The sequence below is a fragment of the Bradyrhizobium sp. SEMIA genome, from assembly GCF_014844175.1.
Classification (GTDB): domain Bacteria; phylum Pseudomonadota; class Alphaproteobacteria; order Rhizobiales; family Xanthobacteraceae; genus Bradyrhizobium; species Bradyrhizobium arachidis.
The window spans coordinates 1,844,406-1,867,753 of record NZ_CP046601.1 but is presented as its reverse complement, the minus strand read 5'-3'; the positions used below and the strand labels follow the sequence as shown (position 1 = coordinate 1,867,753).

Sequence of the window (23,348 nt, the reverse complement as noted above, 5' to 3'; positions counted from 1 at the left end):
AACTGCCGCTTGGGGCCATGTGCAGTCAAGCCCCCTTTCGCCCCGCCCTGTGATTGATGTAGCCTAACTACGGAGCTGCTCAACGGGATGTGCCGAAGTCTCCGTCTATTGTGATGAGCAGCAATTGTGCCGTCGGCGGGCATCGCATTCTCTACTGATCGCATTTTTTGCAGCGCCGTCATCTCACGCCAAGTGTGTGTTCCGCCGCGGAACACCACCGGAGAAGCACGAGGGCTCAATCATGAATAGGTTCGAGGGCGCGATGAAAATCGCTAGAGCTGTCCTTGCGTCGGCAGCAATTTGCGTAGCGCTACCCATCACCACAGCCACGGCGGGCGACTCACCGCCACGATGGGCTTATCCGGAGAACAATCCCAACTACAAGCCGCCGGTCGATGACGGTAACGTTGTGCGTGTGCCGAACAGCACGGCCGGTTATACCTGGAGCCAGCTCCGGGACCGATTCATCGCGCCGATCTGGCACCCGGACGACCATCGGCCACTGCCGGACATCGTAGCCAACGGCCGCAAGCCCGACGTATTCGCCTGCGGGTTTTGTCACCGCGCTGACGGACCTGGGGGTCCGGAAAACGCCGACCTAGCAGGTCTTCCGAAGAGCTACATCATCCGACAAATGGCCGAATATAAGAGCGGCCTGCGCGGCACCGCTGTCGCTGGCCGTTTGCCGCCGAGCTTGATGATCGCCCTTTCCAAGCCGATCACCGATGCCGAAGTGGAAGCAGCTGCGACCTATTTTTCTGGCCTCCAGCCGCGCAAGCGCATCAAGGTGGTCGAGAGCGACACCGCGCCGAAAAGTTACATCGCGGCGTTGCTCTGGGCAGCGGTGGAGGACGGTGAACGTGATCCGCTTGGGCAGCGCATTCTCGAAATTCCCGACGACCTGCACCGTTTCGAGAGCCGCGATCCGCGCTCGACCTTCACCGCCTATGTGCCGGTCGGTAGCCTGGCGAAAGGCGAGGCACTGGTGAAAAGCGGGTCGGGAAAGACGGTCGTATGCGCACCGTGCCACGGGCCGGAGCTCAAGGGGCTCGGGCCAGTGCCGAGCATCGCCGGCCGCTCACCGAGCTATATGTTTCGCCAGCTCTACGACTTCGGGCATGGCGCGCGGAACGGCGAGTGGAGCCCGCTAATGACGCAGGTGGTGAGCAACCTCGACCAGGACGACACGCTGGCGATCGTTGCCTATCTTGCTTCGCTCGATCCGTGACACGGGGCGGAGCCGCCCGACCGGAAGCAGGGCCGAGGCCAAGTGCAAGCGTGGCTCGCAATGCCGACGATTCAATCAGGCCTGTTTTAGGTCAAACTGCGAAGAACTCAGGTTGAGCAAATCTGGTCCGCTCTGGCTTGATGAGCGGACCTCCGTCGAACACGACGCAAGTTCGCAGGTGGGCCATTAGCAGACCTCGCTAGGTAGCGCGCTATTATGGTAATGTTACGCGGGATGCGTTCTGGCTCAAGTCGAGACCCACTCCATGAGAGATGAAAAGCCAAGGGGAGTTCTTAAGCTCGTTAGCGAGAAGCCTGGGCCCTCGCACGACCCGGGGCCGATAGTCGCTCACGAGACGATGCGTAGCAGCGCCGAACTCGATCCGCTCGTTAGGCTCGTCGCAGCCAATGCCTCCCTAATGAAAAGGTTTCGAGAGACTGTCGGCTGCAACGACGAAGCTCGTGTACGCGCCGTGATCGATGAAGTTAGAAGTTATGCCATCAGGATAGATCCCAATTTGACCTATGCCGAAGGCGCGAAACTCGCTCTTTTGCTTGCAGACTATCGATGAGCTGAATGGCCCGGTCGATAATCCTAAAGGTTTTCAGAGGTGTTAGCCTGTTTTGCTTATGCATCGTGGGGGTTGCCGTCGTTGTAGCCCCCTTGGAGCTTGTCGCTTACCCTATACTGAAATCCATCGGGTGCAGCTTGAGCGAGGAACAGCAAAGCTTCACTTGCGGAGGTGGCTGGGTCGGTAACTTCATCTCGACCGCTCTCAACCTGCCGATACTGTTCTCTGACGCGCGAGAGTTTACGTTCGGGGCGGGAGCGTCGTTCGGGCGCGGATTAGCGGTCTACCTGTTCGACGCGATTTTCATTCTCGCGCTGGCGTATCCCCTACTGATACTCTTTGCGCGGAAAGGCGGCCGCCGAAGCAGCTAATGTCGGCAACGGGTCAAAACCAGTAAAGCTCAACCCGAGCAGATGCTTTCCGCTTGGCCGTCAGCAGCCGACGTTGCCTTTATGAGTACGCTCCTTAGCTAGGATGAATCGTCATTGCGCTTTACGTTGTTTGTTTAGGCATGATCTTTTCGGAAAACCGTTGCGCACATTTCCGGGTCATGCGCTCGGGACGAGACCTCAGCCGCGGCGTGACAGGAAATCCAGCACGCCGGTCTTGTAGACCTTGTCGCCGACCGCGCGCATGTGGTCGCGGCCCGGAATATCGAGCACTTCCGAACCCGGGATGATGGCGCCGAGCGCGCTGGCCGAGCCCGCGACGTCGTCGGTCGAGCCGACCGCGATCAGCACGGGCACGTCGATGCGTGCGGCTTCGCCCTTCGTCATGAGATCTCGCGTCCCGCGCAGGCAGGCGGCGAGCGCACGGCGGTCGGAACGGGTTTGGTCTGCGAATGCACGAAAGGTGCGGCCGACGGGATCGCTGACGTCGTCGAGCGATGGCGCCTCCAATGCCTTGGCGACGTTCTCGCCGGGCCCGGTGCCTTCGATCAGGCCGCCAATGCCGATGCCGCCGAGGATCGCCGAGCGCAGCCGCTGCGGCTCGTTGAGGGCGAGCCAGGCCGTCATCCGTCCGCCCATCGAATAGCCCATCATGTCGGCCTGCGGGATGGCGAGATGATCCATCAGCGCGAGCACGTCGCCGGCCATTGTGGGGATCGAGTATTGCGCGGGATCGTAAAGTTTTGCGCTCTCGCCATGGCCGCGATTGTCGAGCGCGATCACACGGCGGCCGTTCTTGCGCAGCTCCGAGACCCAGGTCGGATAGACCCAGTTCACGTTCTTGCTGGAGGCAAAGCCGTGCACGAGGATGATCGGATCGCCCTCGCCTTCGTCGAGATAGGCAATTTCAACGGCGCCGTTGTGAAAGCTCGGCATCATCAGTTCCGCAAGTCTTGAGGGGGAATGGGTGATCTTAGAGCATGATCCGGAAAAGTGTGCAGCGGTTTTCCGGCAAGATCATGCTCAAAGAATAGCGCGTTCCGCTTCAGGCCGTGACGGCCGTGTTCGCCAGAGCAGCCTGGGCTGCAATCTGGGCACGGCGGAGGCGCCGCGCCCGTCTGCGATCGCACCACGCCTGCGTCAGGCGCTCGGTGGTCGCCTTGATCGAGGACAGAAGGCCGAACAGCGTCAGTGCCGCACTGAGCAGCCAGAGCGCCAGATCGAACGCGCCGCCGATCAGCAGCAGCGCGCCGCGGCCGAGCAGCTTCATGATCGCGCGGGTCTTGCCGCCCTGCGCTTCCGCAAGCCGTGCCGCGCGCGCGACATCCTTCGGACCCTCGGCGATCCGCAAGCTATCCATGGCGCCGCGCGTGCCGGTCTTTTCGGCGACGCGCGTGACATCCTTGCCGAGCCGGACCAGCGCGCCGGCCTTCTCGGCCCGGAACGCCGCCCTGATCGCGCTGACGGTCTCGCCGGGGCGGAACACCGAACCCTTGGCGACGGCGTTCTGGAGCATCGGCGCATCGACCACCTCGCGGGCGGACCGGCCGGCCCATGCGGCGAGCCCCTCGCCGAGCCGCCCGACCTTGCGGGCATCCTTCACCAGCGTCAGCCCGGCGCGAACCGGCGCAGCACCGCCAACGGAGACATAGGTCACGGCAGTGACCGCAAGGCCCGCGGTCGCAAGGCCCAGCACCAGACGGTCGGTGTCCTCGCCCATCGCCAGATGCTTGCCCTCGCGCACGACGTCCCTGATGTCGCCGATCACGAACAGATCGCCGGCGACAGTTCCGGACAGACTCGCGACATCGTCGGCGTTGCCGGTGATGAGGCCTGTGGCGAACCGTTTGGCGAAGTGCGAGGTGGAATTCTCGGCCTTGACCGCATCGCTCACGCGATTGATGAGGTCATCGGGCAGCGCGAGGTTGCGGTCACGCGCGAGCGCAACGAAACTGTCGGCGAGATCGGCATCGCCTGCGGCGAGCGCGGCCTCGATATTGTCCTGAACCAGATGGTCGTTCTGCCGGAGCAGCGCATCGAGCTTGAGCTCGGAGAGCGCGGCCGGATCATCCTGGGCGGTGAGAATCGCGCCGGCCTCGCGGGCATGCGGCGCTACCTGCACGAGCATGAAGCTGCACGCCGCGATCCCGGTCAACGCTGTGATGATTCGCAGCCACTTCATGCGAAAAGCCTGGACGGTCCTGAAATCGTCTTGAAATCGTCTTGCGCCTGATGGTTCGTCTTTCGTCGCAACTTGCGCTTGCCCCAGACATAGTATGCCAAAATTGCGACACAACGTCCCCGACGAAAGAAGGGCTTCTCTCAGGCCGCAAGATTGTGTCGAATTTGCATGAGCAAATGAGCATGGGGCAATGCGAACCTTTCGGTTCCGCTGGACTAGCAATCATCAGCACCCACCATTATGGTCCGCGGCGCCTTAAAGATGCCGCGTCAGTTTTTGATTGTGTCTGCCGCCATTGCCACTCCAGGATGAACTACGATGTCCGACCATGTCGTCCCGCACTTCCATAACGATGCCGGTGTTCCCGTCATCGAGATCGGCTCGCAAGAGTTCATGTGCGTGGGCGCTAATCCGCCGTTCGATCATCCGCATGTCTTCCTGGACCTCGGCAACGACAACGAGATCATCTGCCCCTACTGCTCGACGCTGTACCGTTTCGCGGCGGACCTGAAGGCGGGCGAAGCCCGCCCGCCGGAATGCGTCTTGAAGGACAAGGTGGCCTGACCGTTCCCATCGGTCAGGGGTGGCGCTCTCCCGAACGATTGTCATCACCGGTGCCGGTATCGGTGGCCTGACGGCCGCGCTGGCGCTCGCGGCCCGCGGCTTCCGCATCGTCGTGCTGGAAAAGACCGAGCGGCTCGAGGAAGTCGGCGCCGGCCTGCAACTCTCCCCCAATGCCAGCCGCGTGCTGGTCGAGCTCGGCCTCACCGAGCGCCTCAAGCTGCGCGCCGTGACCCCGGAGGCGGTCTCGATCATGAGCGCGCGCGCCGGCGGCGAGCTCTTGCGCATGCCGCTCGGCGAGGCGGCGTCCGCGCGCGCCGGCGCCCCCTATTGGGTGGTGCATCGTGCCGACCTGCAATCGGCGCTGGCGGGCGCTGTTGCCGATCATCCTGACATCGACCTGAAATTGGGTGCGACCTTCGAGGACGTCGCGCCGCACGCCAAGGGGCTGACGGTGGTCCATCGCAGCGGCACGATCCGCCGCAGCGATCTTGCGAGCGCGCTGATCGGCGCCGACGGCATCTGGTCGACTGTACGCCAGCATCTTTTTCCCGAGGTGCAGCCACGCTTCTCCGGGCTGATCGCCTGGCGCGGCACGCTGGACGCCACGCAGCTGCCGAAGGACTACACCGCCCGCCGGGTGCAGCTCTGGATGGGCCGGAATGCCCATCTTGTCGCCTATCCGATCGCGGGCGGGCGCCAGATCAACGTGGCGCGTGCTGCCGGGCACCTGGAACAGGCCGGGCTGGAGCACGCCCGGCGATCCCCTCGAGGTGATGGACGCCTTCGCCGCGCCGCGTTGGCCGCCGGCGGCGCGGATGATGCTGGCTGGAGCAAGGGTCCGGTCGCGCTGCTCGGCGATGCCGTGCATGCGATGCTGCCGTTTGCAGCCCAAGGCGCCGGCATGGCGATCGAGGATGCCGCCGTGCTGGCGCAGCATCTCAGTCCGGAAGCTGCCGAGAGCGCAGCCGGCATCACGGCGGTGCTGAAGCAATATGGCCGCGCGCGGGCGGCGCGCGTGCAGCGGGTGCAGCGGACCGCGCGGCAGCAGGGCCGCATCTACCATTTGGGCGGGCCGCTCGCGCTCGCGCGCGATATTGCCATCCGCGCGCTCGGCCCGGACCGCATGCTGGCGCGGCAGGACTGGATCTACGGCTGGCGGCCCTGACGCAGGCTCGATTGCGCCGGCTCAGCGAGCGGCGCTGCCGGGTTTCGGCGCGGGCTTGATGTCCGGCCGCTGCGGCGTCGAGGGCGATGGCGGCGCATTCGGCGGCGTCTCCCGGCACCTGTTGCGGCGCCAGGCGTCGTCGGCAAGCTGCGCCGAGCCGCGCACTGCGACGTAGTCGTTGCGATAGGCGAGCTCGGACACCACGGCGCCGCCGGTCCCCGTCTCCGCCTTGTCCATCAGCCTCTGCAGATCGGCGGTGCGGGCCGCGAGCCCCTTCCGCTCGGCCTCGAGCTGCTTGCAATCGTACAATTCGTACTTGCCGGATCGGCAAGGCCGGCGCGACCGTCTCGCTCATGCTGGCGCAGCCGGACAGCGCGGCGCCCGCCGCGAGCAGCACAACAAGCGCGCCGCAGCAGCGCAGGCGGTGGGAAAACGAAGCAGCCATGCCGGATGAATAGTCCCCGTGGATTGAGAATGCCTAAAGCAGCAACAGATGTCCGGATTGAGGCTTTGCCTTGTGCGCCCGGCTCGCTTAAGGAAGAACCGCCCCTCCGGCTGCGCAAGCGCCGATTCCAGACCGCCGGAGGTGGACTTAAGTGTTTGATCTCGTTGGATCAAGCGGGCATGGCGGAATTGGTAGACGCAAGGGACTTAAAATCCCTCGGTGCGCAAGCGCTGTGCCGGTTCGACCCCGGCTGCCCGCACCACCTCAGCTGACGACGCCGCCTGCGCCCGCAGCATGATCCAGAAGCACACCAACGCGGCCGCGATCTGGACGAAGCTGCCTTCGATCGGCATGCCCGACTGCGAGACCAGTGTTGGGACGGCAACGCCGATGGTCAGGACGGCGACAAGGGCTGCGCCAGGAAGATCGACGATGAGGATGGCGCCATAGAGCGCCAGCTCGAAGAAGGCATATTCCTTCAGGCGCGGCGCGCAGAGATAGAGCCCATACATCGCCAGCACGGTGATCCGCAGGGCCTCGTGCGGATGGTCGATCAGCCAGCGATCGAGCCGGGCAAGGAAAGAGGCTTCAATGCGCGCGAGGCCACCGGCCATGCGCAGCACGACCAGAGCAAACGGCGCCAGCACCAGCGCGAATGCCACGAGCGCGTAAGCCACGAACACGACCGGCTTGCTGCCGCCGAGCCCGAATTGGTCCAGCGCGCCCTGCGCCAGCAGCAGCAGCGACGGCGTGGTGTCCATCACATAGACCGTATGCTGGTCGGGAATTTGACCCTTGATCGCGAGCAGCCAGCTCGCAAACAGATCGGGATAGAGGACCATCGAGAGCAGAACCGGCAGCCCAAGCCCTGCGGCCGCGGCTGCGATCAAGCCGATCTTCTGCCGACGCGGCAGCGGCAGGAAATACAGCGCGGCCAGCACCGGGCTGTACACCAGCTTGAACGAGGCAACGAGGCCGAGCAGCGCAGCGCCGACGATGCGCAGGCCGAAGCTTCGATCATCGTCCGCGTCCGGCGAAGGGAAACGCAGCAGCAGTGCCAGCGCAGCCGCGCTCAGCGTGCCGCTCATGATGGTAAAATTGCCCGACGCCAAGACCCACTCGAAGCCGACGAAGGCGCCGAGCGCCCAGAGCAGCCTGAGCGCAATATCGCGCGAGCCGCCGCGGTCGCGGCCGAGCCCCGGTAGCAGCAGGCCGCAGAGCATGGCCAGCAGGAGAAACACGCCGCGGTGATGTCCGAGGAGAAAGCCTCCCGCGCACAGCGGACGGAACGCGTCGAGCGTCACCGGCAGATAAGGATAGGAGAATTTCGTACCCTTCAGATTTTTCACGAAGTAGGGATCGAGCCCATCGACATGCGCATCGACCGCCGCGCAATTGACGCGCACGTCCCAGCCGAAATTCACATCGAGCGTGAGGTCGCTGACGAGATTGCCGAGCACCAGCAGCGCCACCAGCGCGACCAGGCAGTCGTGCCAGACATTGCGCTTCCCGGCCATGCCCGCCGGCCCCACCCATCGTGCTGTCCCGGTAACGTCAGACACGTCCAATCCTGCCTGTGGCTCGAGTTCCCTCGGCGCCTGACCGGCGTCCGGTCAGGCCACACTGGACAGGATGCGTTGCGGATTCATCTCCCCGATGGACCGTCCTCGCTGTTATGGTGAATCCCTGGTTTCCAGACTGCGCCTAAAGCGCGATAGCATGAAGGTGAATCACCATCGCGCTTTAGGTTACTGTTTGAGCATGATCTCCGCGCAAACGCGTTCCGCGTTTGTCGCGAGGGAAAACCGCTACGCACTTTGCGCTAACGCGGCCCTTCGGGTCCGGATCATGCTCTAGCGCGAGCCGCGGGCGGCGAGCCAGGCGTCGAGCGCCTCGCTTGTGTCCTGCGTCGCCGCCATGCGCGCGAACTGCTCGCTCTCGATGGCGAGGCCTTCCGTGATCGAGCTGTTGAGACCCCGCGTCGCGGCCGTGATGATGCGGCGACCGCGAGATGCGAGTGCCGCGTGATGCGGTCCGCCAGCGCGAAGGCTGCGTCCAGCAGCTGCTCATGCGGCACGATGCGGTTGACCAATCCGATCTCCTGGGCTCGCTGCGGTGAAAAGGAATCGCCGGTCAAAAGGTATTCCAGCGCGCGCTTGCGGCCTGCGAGCCGCGGCAGGCGCTGCGTGCCGCCGAAGGTCGGCGTGATGCCGATGGCGATCTCGGGCTTGGCAAAACTCGCCCGCTCGCTGGCGATTGCGAGATGCACCGCTTCCGTGATCTCGCAGCCGCCGCCGAAGGCGATGCCGTTGACGGCGGCGATGATCGGCTTCGGAAATGCCTCCATGCGCGCCGTCATGCCCTGCCCGCGCCGCACGAAGGCCTTCACCGCAGCGTCGGGCCCACACTTCACGCTCTCCGAGAACTCGGCAATGTCCGCGCCGGCCGAGAAGGCGCGCTCGCCCGCGCCGGTCAGGATGACGGCGCGGATGTTTGCATCGTCCTCGATGCGGTCGAGGATCGCCATCAGGCGGTCGATCAGCGCGTAGCTCAGCGCATTGAGCTTGCTCGGACGGTTCAACGTCAGCAGCGCGACGGCGCCGCGCGTTTCGCAGAGTATCAAGTCGGACAAGTGGCCGCTCCTTCCAGGTCGATCAGGGTCCGGAAGTCAGCCACAGCGGCCTTGTCGTGTATACTCACTAGGCAGTATACATTGCCGATGTCCGAGAAGGGTGACAGCACACGTGAGCAGATCGTCACTGCGGCGACACGCCTGTTCTATGGCGAGGGGATCCGCGCGGTGAGCATGGACGCCGTCGCCGAGAAGGCCGGCGTCACCAAGAAGACGCTCTACTATCACTTCACCAGCAAGGACGAGCTCGTCGCCGCAACCATTGCGGCCAGGGATCAGCCGACGCTGGAGCTCTACAAGCGCTGGTTCGCCGAGACCGACGGCACCGTCGCCGACAAGGTCCGCGGCCTCTTCACAAAGCTCGGACGCTCCGTCGACACGCCGCGCTGGCGCGGCTGCGGCTTCCTGCGCACCATCGCCGAGCTCGCCAACACGCCGGCCCATCCGGCCGTGAAGGCCGGCGCGGCGCACAAGAAGCGTTTCGAAGCCTGGCTGGAGGCGGAGCTGAAGCAACATGGCGTCCCCGGCGCGGCGGCGCTCGCACGCCAGCTCCTGATCCTGCTCGATGGCGCCACCACGGTGATGCTGATCCACCGCGATCTCGCCTATGTCGAGACGGCGGGGCAATTGGCGCTCGGCCTGGTCGAGGCGGCCCGGAAGACAGCTCGCGCCTAGAGCCGCTTCACCAAGTCGTGTCCGCCGCGGTTCCGCCGGCCTGCCATCCCGAAACATGGGTTGTGCGACGCAGCATAACCGCTAGAAGAGCCTCTGATTTCAGAGGTGAGCTGCTTGTCCGACGTCAATGCCGACGATTGGGTGTCCTCCGGACACCGCCCCATGGGTTTTCCCGAATTCGTCATCGTGATCGCGTCCATCATGGCGCTGAATCCGCTTGCGATGGACATGATGCTGCCGGCGCTGCCCAATATCGGGGCAGCCTTCCAGATTCCCGTCGCCAACCATCTCCAGCTCGTGCTGTCGACCTTCCTGATCGGCTTCGGCGCGGGCCAGTTCGTGATGGGGCCGTTGTCGGATCGCTTCGGCCGCCGCCCGGTGCTGCTCGGCGGCATGGCGGTCTATGCGGTGGCGAGCGTGCTGGCGGTCGCCGCGCCCTCGTTCGAGACGCTGCTGCTGGCGCGCGCGCTGCAAGGGCTCGGCACCTCGGCAACGCGCGTGATCGCGACCTCGATCGTGCGCGACTGCTATGTCGGCCGCCGCATGGCAAGCGTGATGTCGCTCGCCATGATGGTGTTCATCGCGGTGCCCGTGATCGCGCCCTCGTTCGGACAGGCGGTGCTGCTGGTGACGGCGTGGCGCGGCATCTTCGTCGTGCTGATGCTCTACGGCCTGCTCGCGCTCGCATGGTGCGTGCTGCGGCTGCCCGAAACCCTCCCCGAGTCGGAGCGCAGGTCGCTGGCGCCGGCCGACGTGCTCTCGGCGTTCCGGCAGACCGTGACCAATCGCCAGACCATCGGCTATGCGACGGCCGCCGGAAGCGTCATCGGCGCGCTGTTCGCCTACGTGTTCTGCGCCCAGCAGGTGTTCACCGGCGTCTATCACCTCGGCCATTACTTCCCGCTCGCCTTCGCCGCGATCGCGGCGGGCACGGCGGTGGCCGGCTTCCTCAATTCGCAACTGGTCGGACGGCTCGGCATGCGCGTGATCTCGCATGGCGCGCTGAGCCTCTATGCCGCGGTGGCCGGCATCATGCTGCTGACGGAAATTCTCGGCGTGCTGCCGCTCTCGCTGTTCATGGTGCTCTCGGCGCTGATGATGTTCTCGTTCGGCATGATGGTCGCCAACTTCACTGCGCTCGCGATGGAGCCGCAGGGCCACATCGCCGGCACTGCGTCCTCGCTCTACGGCTCGATCACGACGCTGATCGGCATCGTGGTCGGCATGGCGATCGGCCAGAGCTTTGACGGCACGCTTCTGCCGTTCTCGATCGGCTTCTTCCTGTCGACGCTCGCCGCGCTCGCGATCGTGCTGGTGGTGGAAAAGGGACGGCTGTTTCGGCCGCATCATCGTCCCATCGGTTGAGGAACTTCCCGGCGACGGCGATGTTGTACTGCAGCAATTTCGAAAGGCTGCCTCTATGGAACTGGAACATCGCGAAGACCGTACCGACAGGGATGCGCAGGCGGCGAAGCCATCCGTGCCGAATGCCGATCGAACGGCATTCACTCCGCCCTTCGCGAGCGAGGGCCTCGAGCAGGTGCGCGACAGCCACTGCTAAAGCTTAAGGCGCAGGACGCCTGCTGGCACCGAACTCGTCGGCCGCGCTCTCGGGCGCCGCGCCGCTGTCGCGCGGCGGCACCATCAGCACCACGACGTCACGCATCACGCCGGGCCTCCCCCACAGCGTTGCCTGCACGGTGAACTCGCGCCGGACGAAGTGCCCGGCTCGCCCGGACACTGATTCCATCCACCTGCCGCAATGATCCTGGCCGTGGAAACACAGCGCGGCCCAGCCGCGATCGAGCGTCGTCTTGCGCGGCAGGCCCCATTTGTATTGGTACTCGAACGGCCGCGCGTAACGGGGATGGTCAGGGCTGTAGAACGCGGTGGCAAAGGCCAGCGAATCGTCGCCGCTCACGGCACTCAATGGCTCGCCGGTCAGCTCCCGCCATTGCCGCGTCAGCTCGTTTGCCGCCTGCTCGTAGAAATTCCGCCCCTCTTCGTAGCCGTGATTGTTGCGATAGACAGCGTGGATCGGCGCTGCGACGAGGACGGCGGCGAGCGCAACGCCGATGACGATCACCGTGACATTGACGGTGTAGAAGCGCTCGATCGGATAGCGCGCGCCGCAGACGATGAGCACGACGAACAGGAACAAGCCCTGCAGCGCCCATAGCGAGGGCAGATCCGTTCCCATCGCGAGCGACGTCAGCACCGGCAGCACGATCGTGCCGATCGCGACATAGAACAGAAGCCGCAGGCCCGGACTCATGGCCGCGAAATCAGCCGGAAACTGCTTGAGCCGCGTCCCCGCGATCAACACCCAGAGCACCGCGGACACGCCCATGGCCGCCGCCAGCCCCAGCACGAAGTTCTTCACCTCGATCAGCGAGCTTGCGGCATTGCCGTTGGCGTGGGCCATTGCATAGGTGAAGGTCGACGCCCCCGTCGTCGCCAGCCAGTAGATGTGCGGCGACAGCACGGCGAGCCCGGTCACGGCCGATATCCAGGGCGAAGCCGAGCTGAAATAGGCACGCCGCGCCGGATGAGCCAGCGCCGCAAACGCGAAACTCGCGACCAGGAAGATCGAATAATACTTGCCGACCATCGCCAGCGCCGTCGTGCATCCCGCAGCAAGCGCCCACAGCGCCGTGCGCGTCTCGAACGCGCGCAGGAAGCACCAGGTCGCGAGCGGCCAGGCCGCGAGCAGCACCGAATTGGCATTGAAGCGCTGTGCGTGGAATTGATAGGCGGGCGTCAGCATCAACAGCAGCAGCACCAGGATGCGCTTGTGCCCGGTCACGAACTGCCGCGCGACCAGATCGACGCAGAACAACGCGAGCCCCGCATTGGCCATCGACATCAATTGCAGCGACCAGTCGCTCAGCGGAAACACCGCGGTCCAGCTCGCGGCAACCCAGCCCATCAGCGGCGGATGCTTGTGATAGCCGAACGCGAAATTCCGGCCCAGCGTCCAGGCCTCGAGCGTATCGGGATGCAGGCCACCGCCGGCATAGGCGATCGCAAGATAGAGCGTCCAGACCGCAACGAAGCACGCAATGAGAAGCGGCACGGCCCAGCCCGCCTCGACGGCGTCGAGCCAGCGCAGGAATGGCCGGCGCCATCGCGCTGGCGCGCGATCGGACCGTTCGGCCATCGCCTGGAATGCAAAATCGATCGGCACGGGAATCTGATGAAGGAAAGTGATGTGCGAGCTGCGCACATCTATTTCAATTCAGAAACAAATAGCAATGATTGGAAACTGGAAGGGTTAAAAGCTGACACGAAGCTGACAAGCCAAAGCGCGCTGCAACGCTTCCGGCGGCCCCCTATTGGACGCGTTCGTCGGCCTCGTCCAAAAGCCATGCAACGAATGCCTTCACCCGAGCATCACTTGCCAAGACCGCGGGCCAGCGCACGAGGTGTACCTTCGTCGACGGCATGTCCCAGGTCTCGGGCAGCACGCGCACAAGGCGGCCGTCGATGAGCGCGTCGCGCGCGAGGAGTGAGCGCGTTAGCACACGACGCCGCTGCCTTGAAGTGCGGCACCGATCGCCGTCGCCATGTTGGCGTAACGTAGTCCAACCGGCGGCGGCGCGTTGAGGCCAAGTCGCGCGAACCACGTCGACCAGGACCACTCGGTTCCCGCGTTCGCGTCTTCGCCAGCCCCCTTATGGATCAGCGGCAGCGCGGCGATGCGCATCGGGTCGTCGAGCGGCGCGGACGGCAATAGTCGCGCGTGGCAAACGGGGAAGACCTGCTCGCGGAACAACACGCGCTGCGTCGAGGTCTCGCGTGCCTCGTCCTCGAGGAGCCAATGGATCGTGATGTCGAGATCGAGGCGGATCGCTTGCGCCGTGCTCTCGACGATGATCAGTTCGATCGGCGTCATGGGGCCTTGAACATCGGCAGGCGTGCGACGAGCCAATAGTCCGCGAGCGCCGCGCTGACGCCCACGCGCAGTGGGCCATTGCTGGCCGCAGCGCGGCATCGCGCGCGTAGCTCTCCGAGGCCGGTGAGGAGCTCCGCGAGGCCGGATGCAAGCGCTTCACCCGCGGGCGTCGGCCGCATGCCGCCCGAAGTCCGCGTCAGCAGCGGCAAACCCATAAAGTCTTCCAGACGGCGCAACCGGTGGCTCACTGCGCTCTGCGTCACGCCGAGGTCGCTTGCTGCGGCGGTGACGCTGCCTAGACGGTGCACGGCTTCGAAGGCAATCAGGGCATCGAATGGAGGTTGGGCGGTCATGCCGGCATTATGAAGGAGATTCATGCCGAGTTGAACACTCCGCATACGCCGCGAGCGCAAACCGATGATACCAAGCGGGCATCGCAGCGCTTCTGCGCGGCACTTTCCCAGTTCGGCAGAGGATTTGTGAAAACGGCACCCGCCCTATGCGCTCGTGATCTTTCCGTTGCCCTGACACTCGGCCTCGGTGCGTTCTTCACGAATCTCGACGTCACCGCCGTCGTCGTCGCGCTGCCTGCGATGGCGCGTACTCTCAGCTTCGGCATGGACGCGACGGCGTGGGTGATCGATGCGTACTCGCTCGCTTTCACGGGCATGCTGCTCGCGGCTGGGGCAATCGCCGATCGCTTCGGTCGCCGCCGCGCGTTGCTGAGCGGCAATGTGATCTTCCTTGTCGCTTCCCTTGGCTGCGGCCTTGCCTGGGACGGCCCGTCGTTGTGGCTCGCCCGCGGTCTGCAAGGCGTTGGCGCAGCGTTCGTCGTCACAGCGCCTTGGCGCTCATCGCCAGCGCGTTCCCGGATGCTGCCGTCAGAGCGCGTGTGTTCGCCTTGATGGGCGTCGTCTCCGGTGTTGGGATGGCCGTGGGGCCGACGCTCGGTGGCGTGATCACGGCTTGGGCCGGGTGGCGCTGGATCTTCTTCATCAACGTGCCGTTCTGCGTCGCTATGGCCATTGCGGTGCCGCGGTTCGTCGCCGAGAGCCGAGCCGCGGAGAAGCGCCCGCTCGATATTGTCGGCGTTGCCCTGTTGACGACGGCACTCGCGCTACTGATTGACGCGACGTTGCGCCTGCGTGCCGACACGATCGGTGCCGCGAGCCTCGGCGGCGCAGCGCTTCTGCTGTTGGCAGGCTTCGCGCTTCAACAGCGTCGGCGCGCTGTGCCGCTCCTCGACCCGGCCGTGTTCGGGACACCCGCGATGATCGGTGTCGGCCTGCTGCTGATTGCGGTCTCCGTCAGCTACTGGGCCATCCTTGTTTATCTGCCGCCAGCGATGCAGAGCGCATTCGGGTGGCACGCCAATCGTACTGGCCTCGCGCTGCTCGCTGCCACGGCGCCGATGCTCATCGTGCCGCCAATTGGCGGCCACCTCGTGATGCGCATCGGTTGGCGCTGGCACTTTGCACATTCTCTCGCGATACTTGCGGTCGGCAACCTCCTTTTACTTGCATCCCTCTGGCGGACCGATACGGCCGAGACCCTCGTCCTTATGCTCGCGGGCATGGCAGCGATCGGCAGCGGCGCGGCGCTCGCCCACCCGCAACTTTCGGGTGCCCTGCTTGCGCTCGCCCCGCCAGACCGTTCCGGCATGGCCTCTGCCATGACGATCGTGGCGCGACAGGGTGGCTTCGCGCTTGGGATCGCTGCGCTGGCCGCAGTTGGTGGCGGGCAAGCCTTCGAGGGCATCTTTGCTACCGCAGCGTCAACAGCAGTCTTGGGAGTTCTTGCAGCAATTTTCCTGCTTCCCGCCGATCGGTGAGCGCGTGAAATATGGGTCTGGTTTGACGCGCGACCATCGGCGATCGGGCAGCCGCGCTCGGAGACGCACTTGCTCCCGGAGATGACATGCTTTCCGGCTCAATGTCCCGAACTGATGCGTCGCTTCTTGTATCCGATGCGTTTGCGGATCGGTAGCTTCCTGCATTATATCGACCGTTGGCTGCCTCGATCTGCGCTACCGCACGCACTTGGTGGCTATTGGAACAAAGCGGACCTCGTCACCAGTTACGTGACGCCGCTGGGTTCATAGATACACGGCCTAGTGGTGGCGCCGCCGACTGGCGCTCTGGCCAAGGGAGCCTTCATGAGCCGATCGGTGCATGTTCCTGTCGGAATCTTCGATAGCTTGCGCTACGGTTTCGCGCAGGTTGCTACTGTCCCCACACCGTTGGGCGACGTTGTGTATGTGTCCGGCCAGGTTGCTTGGGACGCAGACCAGAACGTCGTTGGCGCTGGCGACATCGGCCGTCAACTCAGCAAGAGCCTAGAAAATCTTAGCGTTGCGCTGGCATCGGTTGGTGCGAAACTCGATCAGGTGGGTGCGTTGCGGCTCTACATCAAGCAGAGCCATCTACACGAAGGCAAAGCGATTAGCGGCGCCCTCAAAGCGGCGTTCGGCGATAATCCGCCGTGTACAACCTAGATTGGAGTGCCAAGCCTGGCCAAGGATGAGTTCCTCATCGAGGTGGAGCCTTCTGCAGTTTTCCTGGCGCGAAACGGCTGATGCCGATCGTGGCTATGATCGCCGACTGAATTAGACAACACGCTACGACAAGCTGGCAGCGAACTACCTCGCTTTCGTTCAGCTTGCCTCGATCAGGCTATGGCTACGCCTTATCAGTCCACGTCCTACTCGGATTTGTCGATGTTCCAGAACACCGGCGTTGCCGGACCGTCGATCACGCCGGAGAGCGACTTCCGCCACGCGCTCGGCGCCTGATACTGGCCGAGCGGAACGTAGAGCACCTGGTCATAGGTCTCCTTCTGGATCTCGGTCGCGATCTTCTTCTGATCGTCGAGCGAAGCCGCGCGAACGAAAGCGTCCTTGAGTTGCTCGACCTTGGCATCCTCCGCCCAGCCGAACCAGCCGCCCTTCTTGCCTTGCCCGCCGACAGCGATGTTGGAGATCGGGTTCGACACGTCGGCGCTGACCCAGTTGGTGATGAACATGTTCCAGCCGCCCTCTTTCGGGGGCTTCTGGCTGGCGCGCCGGCTCACCACGGTCTGCCAATCGGTGGCCTGCAAGTCGACCTTGAAGCCGACTTCGCGCAGTTGCTGGGCCACCACGATCGGTTGGGCCTTCAGTGTCAGCACGTCGCCCGGCGCCATGAGCACGACCGGCGTCCCATCGTAACCGGACTCGGCGAGCGCCTTTTTGGCCGCAGCCATGTCGCCGCCCTTGGCGAGGGTCTCCCCGCCAACCTCCGTCGCGAACGGCGTGTCGCAGATGAAGACCGCGGCGCAAGCCTTGTAGTACTTGGGATTGCCGATCAGCGCGTCGAGCACGTCCTTCTGGTTGACCGCCATAAGTGCCGCACGGCGGACCTTGACGTTGTCGAATGGCGGATGAAGGAAGTTCATCCGAGCGCCCGTCTGGTAGCCGAACTTGTTCAGGATCTCGAGCTTGAGCTCTTTGTCGGCTTCGATGGTGGGCAACATTTCGATGGCGGGATTTTCCATGAAATCGATGTCGCCCGACTGCAGCGCGTTCAGCGCGGTCTGCGGGTCCGGCATCGTAATCCATTCGACGCGATCGACCTTCGCGACCTTGCCGCCGGCGGTCCAGCTCGCCGGCTCTTTGCGCGGCACGTAATCGGTGTTCTTGACGTAGACCGACTTCACCCCGGGCTGGAATTCCGACTGCACGAACTTGAAAGGGCCGGAGCCGATCTGCTCGGATATCTGCTTGTCCGCCGGCGTCTCGGCGAGACGCTTCGGCATCATGAAAGCCACCCGCGAGGACGGCTTGCCGATCGCTTCCAGCACGAGCGCGTACGGCTCCTTTAGCTTCAGCGTGATGGTCTTGGGGTCGGTCGCCTCGATGCTCGCGGTGAACAGCATCATCTGCTGACCCATGCTATCGACAACGGCCCAGCGCTTCAGGGAGGCAACGCAATCTTCCGCGGTGACCGGCGTACCGTCGTGCCACTTCAAACCGTCGCGCAGCGTGAAGGTGTAGGTCAGCTTGTCGTCGGAGATCTTCCAGTCCGCCATCTGCGGCTGGATCTTGAAGTTCGAATCCGTCGCGATCAGCGTGTCGTAGATCATGTAGCCATGATCACGCGAGATATAGGCGCTGGTGAAAATCGGATCGAGGACGCGCAGATCCGAATGCATCACGGCGGTGATGGTCTTGCCTGCGGCAAGAGCCGGCGAGGCCAGTGCCGAAAGCGCCACGACTGAAATCGCAAGTAGGGAGACGAACGCCCGACGCCGCCGGCGCATGAGTTGGAGCACTGAAATTCTCCTGGCAAGTTTTCTTGGGTGGGTCTCTTGGGAAGTTCTCCTGGAAGCTCGTCTGGCGAGCGGCGCCGCTGGTGACAGCGGCGCCGCGTGACGATCGGTACGAAGGGTGCGGGAGCGTGCCCTCGCCTCACTCGGACTTGTCGATGTTCCAGAACACCGGGGTGGCCGGGCCATCGAGCACGCCGGTCAGCGACTTGCGCCAGCCGCTCGGCAGAAGATATTGACCGAGCGGAATGTAGATCACCTGGTCATAGGCTTCCTTCTGGATCTCGGTCGCGATCTTCTTCTGCTCGTCGAGCGAGGCGGCGCGGACGAAGGCGTCCTTGAGCTGCTCGATCTTGGCGTTTTCCGCCCAGCCGAACCAGCCCTTCTTGCCCTGGCCGCCGATCGAGAGATTGGCGATCGGATTGGCGACGTCGGCCGCGACCCAGTTGGTGAAGAACATGTTCCAGCCGCCCTCCTTCGGCGGCTTCTGGCTGGCGCGGCGGCTCACAACGGTCTGCCAGTCGGTCGCCTGCAGGTCGACCTTGAAGCCGGCTTCGCGCAGGAGCTGGGCCGCCACGATCGGCTGCGCCTTCAGCGTGGTGACATCGCCGGGCGCCATGACCACAACTGGCGTGCCGTCATAGCCGGATTCGGCGAGCGCCTTCTTGGCCTCCGCCATGCCGTTGCCCTTGATCAGGGTCTCGGCGCCGACATCGGTCGCGAGCGGCGTGTCGCAGACGAAGAACGCGCCGCAGACCTTCTGATATTTGGCGTTGCCGATCAGCGCGTCGAGCACGTCCTTCTGGTTCATCGCCAGGAAGGCGGCGCGGCGCACCTTGACGTTGTCGAAGGGCGGATAGAGGAAGTTCATGCGCCCGAGCGTCTGGTATCCGAACTTGTTGGAGACGTCGATCGTGAGCTCCTTGTTCGCCTCCAGCACCGGCAGCATGTCGTAGGGCAGATTTTCCATGAAATCGATGTCGCCCGACTGCAACGCGTTCACGGCCGTCTGCGAGTCCGGCATCGTGATCCACTCAACGCGGTCGACCTTCACCACCTTGCCGCCCGAGGTCCAGCTCGACGGCTCCTTGCGCGGCACGTAGTCGGTGTTCTTGACGTAGACCGCCTTCACACCCGGCTGGAATTCCGACTGCACGAACTTGAAGGGGCCGGAGCCGATCTGCTCGGGGATCTGCTTGTCCGGCGGCGTCTCGGCAAGACGCTTCGGCATCATGAAGGCGACGCGCGACGAGGGCTTTCCAATGGAGTCCAGCACGAGGCCGTAGGGCTCCTTCAGCTTCAGCGTGATGGTCTTGGCGTCGGTCGCCTCGAGGCTCGCGGTGAAGTCCATCAGCTTCTGGCCCATGCCGTCGACCGCTGCCCAGCGCTTGAGCGAGGCGACGCAGTCTTCCGCCGTCACCGGCGCGCCGTCATGCCACTTCAGGCCGTCGCGCAAGGTGAAGGTGTAGGTGAGCTTGTCGTCGGAGACCTTCCAGTCCGCCATCTGCGGCTGGACCTTGAAGTTCGAATCGGTGGCCACCAGCGTGTCGTAGACCATGTAGCCATGGTCGCGCGTGATATAGGCCGTGGTGAAGATCGGATCGATGATGCGCAGGTCCGAATGCATCACGGCGTGATGGTCTTGTCGGCCGCAAGCACTGGCGACGCCAGGCCGACCGAAAGCGCGACGACCGACAGCGCAAGTTTGGAGGCGAACGCGCGAGGCCTCCGGCGCATGAAGTGGAACATGGAAAGTTTCTCCTGACGTGAAACTGTTCAAAGGCAGGTTATTGGTTGAGCATCCGGTCCGTTCTTTGGGCGAACCAACCTCATGCAATGCCTTTATCTTTTCGAGACTTGCAGACAGTCTTGAGCGCGTCAATCCGGTTTCACTGCAGGCCCTGGCGGCGCGCGCACGGGCTCCACAAGGATCGGTTTGGCTCTACAACTCTCTCCGCTCGTCCCACTGCACCGATGCAATGTGCGTTCCATCTTTCGAAGCCTGAGAGACATTGAGATGAATCCAGCCAATCTTCCCTTCGATTCCGAGGCCATGCTCGAGGGCCTGCGCACCTGGGTGGAATGCGAAAGCCCGACCTGGGACGCGAACGCTGTGAACCGCATGCTCGATATCGCAGCGCGGGATATGGCGATCATGGGTGCGACGATCGAACGCATCGCCGGCCGCCAGGGTTTCGGCGGCGTCATCCGCGCGCGCTTCCCGCACCCGAAGCAGGGCGAGCCGGGCATCCTGATCGCCGGCCACATGGATACCGTCCACCCTGTCGGCACCATCGAGAAGCTGAAATGGCGGCGCGAGGGCAAAAGGTGCTACGGCCCCGGCATCTACGACATGAAGGGCGGCAACTACCTCTCGCTGGAAGCGATCCGGCAGCTGGCGCGCGCCGCCTTCACCACGCCACTTCCGATCACCGTGCTGTTCACGCCGGACGAGGAGGTCGGCACACCCTCGACGCGAGACATCATCGAGGCGGAAGCCGCGCGCAACAAATACGTGCTGGTGCCTGAGCCCGGCCGCGCCGACAACGGCGTCACCACCGGACGTTACGCCATCGCACGATTCAATCTCGAGGCGACGGGCCGGCCGAGCCACGCCGGTGCGACATTGTCGGCAGGACGCTCGGCGATCCGCGAAATGGCGCGGCAGATCCTCGCCATCGACGCGATGACGACGGAGGACTGCACCTTCTCGGTCGGCGTCGTGCATGGCGGACAATGGGTCAATTGCGTTGCCACGACCGCGACCGGCGAAGCGCTCTCCATGGCCAAGCGCCAGGCCGACCTCGATCGCGGCGTCGAGCGGATGCTGGCGCTATCGGGCACCACCAACGATGTCGCCTTCAAGGTCACGCGCGGCGTGACGCGTCCGGTGTGGGAACCGGATGCCGGCACCATGGCGCTCTATGAAAAGGCGCGCGGCATCGCCAAGTCGCTCGGCGCCGAGCTGCCGCATGCGAGCGCCGGCGGCGGTTCCGACGGCAACTTCACCGGCGCGATGGGGATTCCGACGCTCGACGGCCTGGGCGTGCGTGGCGGCAACGGCCACACGCTGGAGGAGTATATCGAGGTCGAGAGCCTGGTCGAGCGCGGCCGGCTGATGGCGGGGCTGCTGGCGACGCTGGACTGATGGGGGTCATCATTCCGGGGCGATGCGTTGGTTCGTAGGGTGGGCAAAGGCGCTCTTGCGCCGTGCCCACCATTTCCGTCCGGTGGGCACGCTTCGCTTTGCCCACCCTACGAAGACCGCTGAGAAGACCGGCCCTGCAAAACCTGTGGCCCGGATGGCACGGGAATTGCTGAAATGTTAGGCTGATGGCAACCTGCCGAAGGCCCTGCCGCAATTTGTCTCTAATCTGACGGATCCAACTTGCTGGGATATCTCGTTCGCCGAATTTTCGCCGCCGTGCCCGTGATGGGCGTCGTGGCGCTGTTCGTCTTCCTCCTGCTCCGCCTCACCCCCGGCGATCCCGCCGCGATTCTCGCCGGTGACAACGCGACGCCGGAACGGCTGGAGCGCATCCGCGCCTCGCTCGGCCTCAACGAGCCGCTGATCGTGCAGTTCATCACCTGGGTGAACAAGCTCTTGCACGGCGACCTCGGCACATCGCTGATCTCCAACCTGCCGGTGCTGAAGATGATCGGCCAGCGCGTCGAGCCGTCGATCTCGATCGCGCTGTCGACCATCATCCTCGCCGTCATCGTCGCCGTGCCCCTGGGCGTGATCGCGGCGTGGAAGCACGGCACCTGGATCGACCGCTTCGTGATGGGCCTGTCGGTGCTCGGCTTCTCGGTGCCGGTGTTCGTGGTCGGCTACATCCTGATCGAGGTCTTCGCGATCGACCTGCGCTGGGTGCCGGTGCAGGGCTTCAAGAGCATCTCGAACGGCTTCGGTCCGTTCTTCGAGCGCATCATCCTGCCGACCTGCGCCCTGTCCTTCATCTACATCGCGCTGATCGCGCGCATGACGCGGGCGGCGATGCTCGACGTGCTCGGTGAGGACTACGTCCGCACCGCACGCGCGAAGGGCATCAACGAGGTCGCCGTGATGATGCGGCACGCGCTGCGCAACGCCGCCGTGCCCGTGATCACCGTGATCGGCACCGGCTTTGCGCTGCTGATCTCCGGCGTCGTCGTCACCGAGAGCGTGTTCAACATCCCCGGCATCGGCCGCCTCACCGTCGATGCGGTGCTGGCGCGCGACTATCCGGTGATCCAGGCGATGATCCTGTTGACCTCGCTGATCTATGTCGTCGTCAACCTCCTGATCGACGTCGCCTACACGCTGCTCGATCCCCGGATCCGGTACTAGGGCTTAAGGATAACAACAACGATGTCTGTCGATAGCCTTCCCCGGTCCTCCATTCCGATCACCTCGCCGCTGCGGCCACGGTTCGGATTCCTCACCTCGACGCCGATCATCGCGGCGGCCACGGTGCTGCTCGCCCTGATCGTGCTGATCTCGATCCTGGCGCCGCTGATCGCGCCACACGACCCGATCCAGCTTGCGCCCTCGCAGCGGCTGAAGCCGTCCTCGGCGCAGTACCTGCTCGGCACCGACGCCTATGGCCGTGACCTGTTGTCGCGCGTCATCTATGGCGGGCGGGTCTCGCTGCTGATCGGCATCGGCTCGGCGATCCTGTCGATCGCCATCGGCCTTTCGATCGGCCTCGTCTCCGGCTTCTTCAAGCTGGTCGATGCCGTCATGATGCGCATCATGGACGGCCTGATGGCGATGCCGAGCATCCTGCTCGCGATCGCCGTGGTGTCCCTGTCTGGCGCCAGCATCTGGACCGTGCTGGTCGCGATCACCATCCCCGAAATTCCGCGCGTGCGCGCCTGGTGCGCTCGGTCGTGCTGTCGGCACGCGAAGAGCCTTATGTCGAGGCGGCGATCTCGGTCGGCTCGTCCTTGCCGAAGATCATGTGGCGGCACCTGATGCCGAACACGATCGCACCGCTGATCGTCCAGGGCACCTATGTCTGCGCCTCCGCGATCCTGACCGAGGCCATCCTGTCCTTCCTCGGCGCCGGCATCTCGCCGGAGACGCCGACCTGGGGCAACATCATGGCCGAGGGCCGCCAGTACTTCCAGATCAAGCCATCGCTGATCTTCTGGCCGGGCCTTTTGCTCTCGATCGCGATCCTCAGCATCAACCTGATCGGCGACGCCGCCCGCGACGCTCTCGATCCCCGCATGAAGCAGCGGGAGGGGAAGTGAAACCAATACCGCTGTCATTCCGGGGCGCGACGAAGTCGCGAGCCCGGAATCCATTTCACCAC

19 protein-coding genes, 1 tRNA gene and 6 pseudogenes are annotated in these 23,348 nt (G+C 64.4%); 17 read left to right on the top strand and 9 right to left on the bottom strand.

Going from position 1 to position 23,348, the window contains the following annotated elements:
- Nucleotides 1-241: 241 nt before the first annotated feature.
- From FOM02_RS08950 to FOM02_RS08940, 3 genes are all read left to right on the top strand, one after another.
- The gene (locus tag FOM02_RS08950) at nucleotides 242-1,228 is read left to right on the top strand and encodes a c-type cytochrome (RefSeq protein WP_231164079.1); all 987 of its coding nucleotides are present in this window, start codon (nucleotides 242-244) and stop codon (nucleotides 1,226-1,228) included.
- A 265-nt stretch (nucleotides 1,229-1,493) separates the two neighbouring features.
- On the top strand, nucleotides 1,494-1,799 hold the full coding sequence (locus tag FOM02_RS08945; RefSeq protein WP_265441656.1) for a hypothetical protein: 306 nt from the start codon (nucleotides 1,494-1,496) through the stop codon (nucleotides 1,797-1,799).
- Nucleotides 1,800-1,936: 137 nt separating this feature from the next.
- Complete coding sequence (locus tag FOM02_RS08940; RefSeq protein WP_265441655.1) at nucleotides 1,937-2,170, top strand: hypothetical protein; 234 nt, start codon at nucleotides 1,937-1,939, stop codon at nucleotides 2,168-2,170.
- Nucleotides 2,171-2,368: 198 nt separating this feature from the next.
- Here the strand turns inward: FOM02_RS08940 and FOM02_RS08935 are convergent, their stop codons facing one another.
- Complete coding sequence (locus FOM02_RS08935) at nucleotides 2,369-3,124, bottom strand: alpha/beta fold hydrolase (protein WP_027560097.1); 756 nt, start codon at nucleotides 3,122-3,124, stop codon at nucleotides 2,369-2,371.
- Between the two features lie 109 nt (nucleotides 3,125-3,233).
- Nucleotides 3,234-4,370 (bottom strand): hypothetical protein, encoded by a 1,137-nt coding sequence (locus FOM02_RS08930; RefSeq protein ID WP_265441654.1) that lies wholly within the window; start codon nucleotides 4,368-4,370, stop codon nucleotides 3,234-3,236.
- Between the two features lie 318 nt (nucleotides 4,371-4,688).
- On the opposite strand from FOM02_RS08930, the gene FOM02_RS08925 reads away from it, so the two are divergent.
- Both FOM02_RS08925 and FOM02_RS08920 read left to right on the top strand, forming a co-directional pair.
- Nucleotides 4,689-4,934: a zinc-finger domain-containing protein gene (locus FOM02_RS08925; protein ID WP_007602543.1), complete on the top strand. Its 246-nt coding sequence runs from the start codon at nucleotides 4,689-4,691 to the stop codon at nucleotides 4,932-4,934.
- Between the two features lie 19 nt (nucleotides 4,935-4,953).
- A pseudogene (locus FOM02_RS08920) lies at nucleotides 4,954-6,099 on the top strand (FAD-dependent monooxygenase).
- Nucleotides 6,100-6,120: 21 nt separating this feature from the next.
- Here FOM02_RS08920 and FOM02_RS08915 read toward each other — a convergent pair.
- Nucleotides 6,121-6,544, bottom strand: a pseudogene (locus FOM02_RS08915) (twin-arginine translocation pathway signal).
- 173 nt (nucleotides 6,545-6,717) lie between these two features.
- On the opposite strand from FOM02_RS08915, the gene FOM02_RS08910 reads away from it, so the two are divergent.
- The 3 genes from FOM02_RS08910 to FOM02_RS08900 all read left to right on the top strand — a co-directional run bounded on the left by FOM02_RS08910 (nucleotide 6,718) and on the right by FOM02_RS08900 (nucleotide 8,226).
- A tRNA-Leu gene (locus tag FOM02_RS08910) sits at nucleotides 6,718-6,806 on the top strand.
- 277 nt (nucleotides 6,807-7,083) lie between these two features.
- Nucleotides 7,084-7,749, top strand: coding sequence for a hypothetical protein (locus FOM02_RS08905; protein ID WP_265441653.1), 666 nt, complete (start codon nucleotides 7,084-7,086; stop codon nucleotides 7,747-7,749).
- A 45-nt stretch (nucleotides 7,750-7,794) separates the two neighbouring features.
- Nucleotides 7,795-8,226, top strand: a complete 432-nt coding sequence (locus FOM02_RS08900) for a hypothetical protein (protein WP_265441652.1) — start codon at nucleotides 7,795-7,797, stop codon at nucleotides 8,224-8,226.
- 171 nt (nucleotides 8,227-8,397) lie between these two features.
- On the opposite strand, the pseudogene FOM02_RS08895 reads toward FOM02_RS08900, so the two are convergent.
- Nucleotides 8,398-9,176, bottom strand: a pseudogene (locus tag FOM02_RS08895) (crotonase/enoyl-CoA hydratase family protein).
- An 87-nt stretch (nucleotides 9,177-9,263) separates the two neighbouring features.
- Here FOM02_RS08895 and FOM02_RS08890 point away from each other — a divergent pair.
- From FOM02_RS08890 to FOM02_RS08880, 3 genes are all read left to right on the top strand, one after another.
- A complete protein-coding gene (locus FOM02_RS08890) occupies nucleotides 9,264-9,851 on the top strand; it encodes a TetR/AcrR family transcriptional regulator (RefSeq protein ID WP_027560104.1) in 588 nt (195 codons plus the stop codon).
- Nucleotides 9,852-9,965: 114 nt separating this feature from the next.
- Nucleotides 9,966-11,216 carry a multidrug effflux MFS transporter gene (locus FOM02_RS08885; RefSeq protein WP_092213638.1) on the top strand — a complete coding sequence of 417 codons (1,251 nt, stop codon included), beginning with the start codon at nucleotides 9,966-9,968 and terminating at the stop codon, nucleotides 11,214-11,216.
- A 55-nt stretch (nucleotides 11,217-11,271) separates the two neighbouring features.
- Nucleotides 11,272-11,412 (top strand): hypothetical protein, encoded by a 141-nt coding sequence (locus FOM02_RS08880; RefSeq protein WP_167336490.1) that lies wholly within the window; start codon nucleotides 11,272-11,274, stop codon nucleotides 11,410-11,412.
- A gap of 3 nt (nucleotides 11,413-11,415) precedes the next feature.
- Here FOM02_RS08880 and FOM02_RS08875 read toward each other — a convergent pair whose 3' ends face one another.
- The 3 genes from FOM02_RS08875 to FOM02_RS08865 form a co-directional block, all read right to left on the bottom strand.
- On the bottom strand, nucleotides 11,416-13,011 hold the full coding sequence (locus FOM02_RS08875) for a glycosyltransferase family 39 protein (protein ID WP_265442173.1): 1,596 nt from the start codon (nucleotides 13,009-13,011) through the stop codon (nucleotides 11,416-11,418).
- 357 nt (nucleotides 13,012-13,368) lie between these two features.
- The gene (locus FOM02_RS08870; RefSeq protein ID WP_265441651.1) at nucleotides 13,369-13,746 is read right to left on the bottom strand and encodes a LysR substrate-binding domain-containing protein; all 378 of its coding nucleotides are present in this window, start codon (nucleotides 13,744-13,746) and stop codon (nucleotides 13,369-13,371) included.
- Complete coding sequence (locus tag FOM02_RS08865) at nucleotides 13,743-14,123, bottom strand: LysR family transcriptional regulator (RefSeq protein WP_265441650.1); 381 nt, start codon at nucleotides 14,121-14,123, stop codon at nucleotides 13,743-13,745. The genes FOM02_RS08870 and FOM02_RS08865 overlap by 4 nt, the downstream gene beginning before the upstream one ends.
- Between FOM02_RS08865 and FOM02_RS08860 the strand changes: the two are divergent.
- From FOM02_RS08860 to FOM02_RS08850, 3 genes and pseudogenes are all read left to right on the top strand, one after another.
- A pseudogene (locus tag FOM02_RS08860) lies at nucleotides 14,109-14,980 on the top strand (MFS transporter); the annotation flags it as partial. The gene FOM02_RS08865 and the pseudogene FOM02_RS08860 sit on opposite strands and share 15 nt — an antisense overlap.
- 36 nt (nucleotides 14,981-15,016) lie before the next feature.
- Entirely contained in the window at nucleotides 15,017-15,577 is a 561-nt protein-coding gene (locus FOM02_RS08855; RefSeq protein ID WP_322596982.1) for an MFS transporter, read from the top strand.
- A gap of 324 nt (nucleotides 15,578-15,901) precedes the next feature.
- Complete coding sequence (locus FOM02_RS08850; protein WP_265441649.1) at nucleotides 15,902-16,240, top strand: RidA family protein; 339 nt, start codon at nucleotides 15,902-15,904, stop codon at nucleotides 16,238-16,240.
- Nucleotides 16,241-16,446: 206 nt separating this feature from the next.
- Here FOM02_RS08850 and FOM02_RS08845 read toward each other — a convergent pair whose 3' ends face one another.
- Together FOM02_RS08845 and FOM02_RS08840 are read right to left on the bottom strand one after the other, a co-directional pair.
- Nucleotides 16,447-18,054, bottom strand: a complete 1,608-nt coding sequence (locus tag FOM02_RS08845) for an ABC transporter substrate-binding protein (RefSeq protein ID WP_265441648.1) — start codon at nucleotides 18,052-18,054, stop codon at nucleotides 16,447-16,449.
- A gap of 136 nt (nucleotides 18,055-18,190) precedes the next feature.
- A pseudogene (locus FOM02_RS08840) lies at nucleotides 18,191-19,797 on the bottom strand (ABC transporter substrate-binding protein).
- 268 nt (nucleotides 19,798-20,065) lie between these two features.
- On the opposite strand from FOM02_RS08840, the gene FOM02_RS08835 reads away from it, so the two are divergent.
- The 3 genes and pseudogenes from FOM02_RS08835 to FOM02_RS08825 all read left to right on the top strand — a co-directional run bounded on the left by FOM02_RS08835 (nucleotide 20,066) and on the right by FOM02_RS08825 (nucleotide 23,286).
- Nucleotides 20,066-21,196, top strand: a complete 1,131-nt coding sequence (locus tag FOM02_RS08835) for a M20/M25/M40 family metallo-hydrolase (RefSeq protein WP_027560111.1) — start codon at nucleotides 20,066-20,068, stop codon at nucleotides 21,194-21,196.
- 240 nt (nucleotides 21,197-21,436) lie between these two features.
- Entirely contained in the window at nucleotides 21,437-22,378 is a 942-nt protein-coding gene (locus FOM02_RS08830) for an ABC transporter permease (protein ID WP_027560112.1), read from the top strand.
- Nucleotides 22,379-22,399: 21 nt separating this feature from the next.
- Nucleotides 22,400-23,286: pseudogene (locus tag FOM02_RS08825) on the top strand (ABC transporter permease).
- The last annotated feature ends 62 nt before the right edge of the window (nucleotides 23,287-23,348 follow it).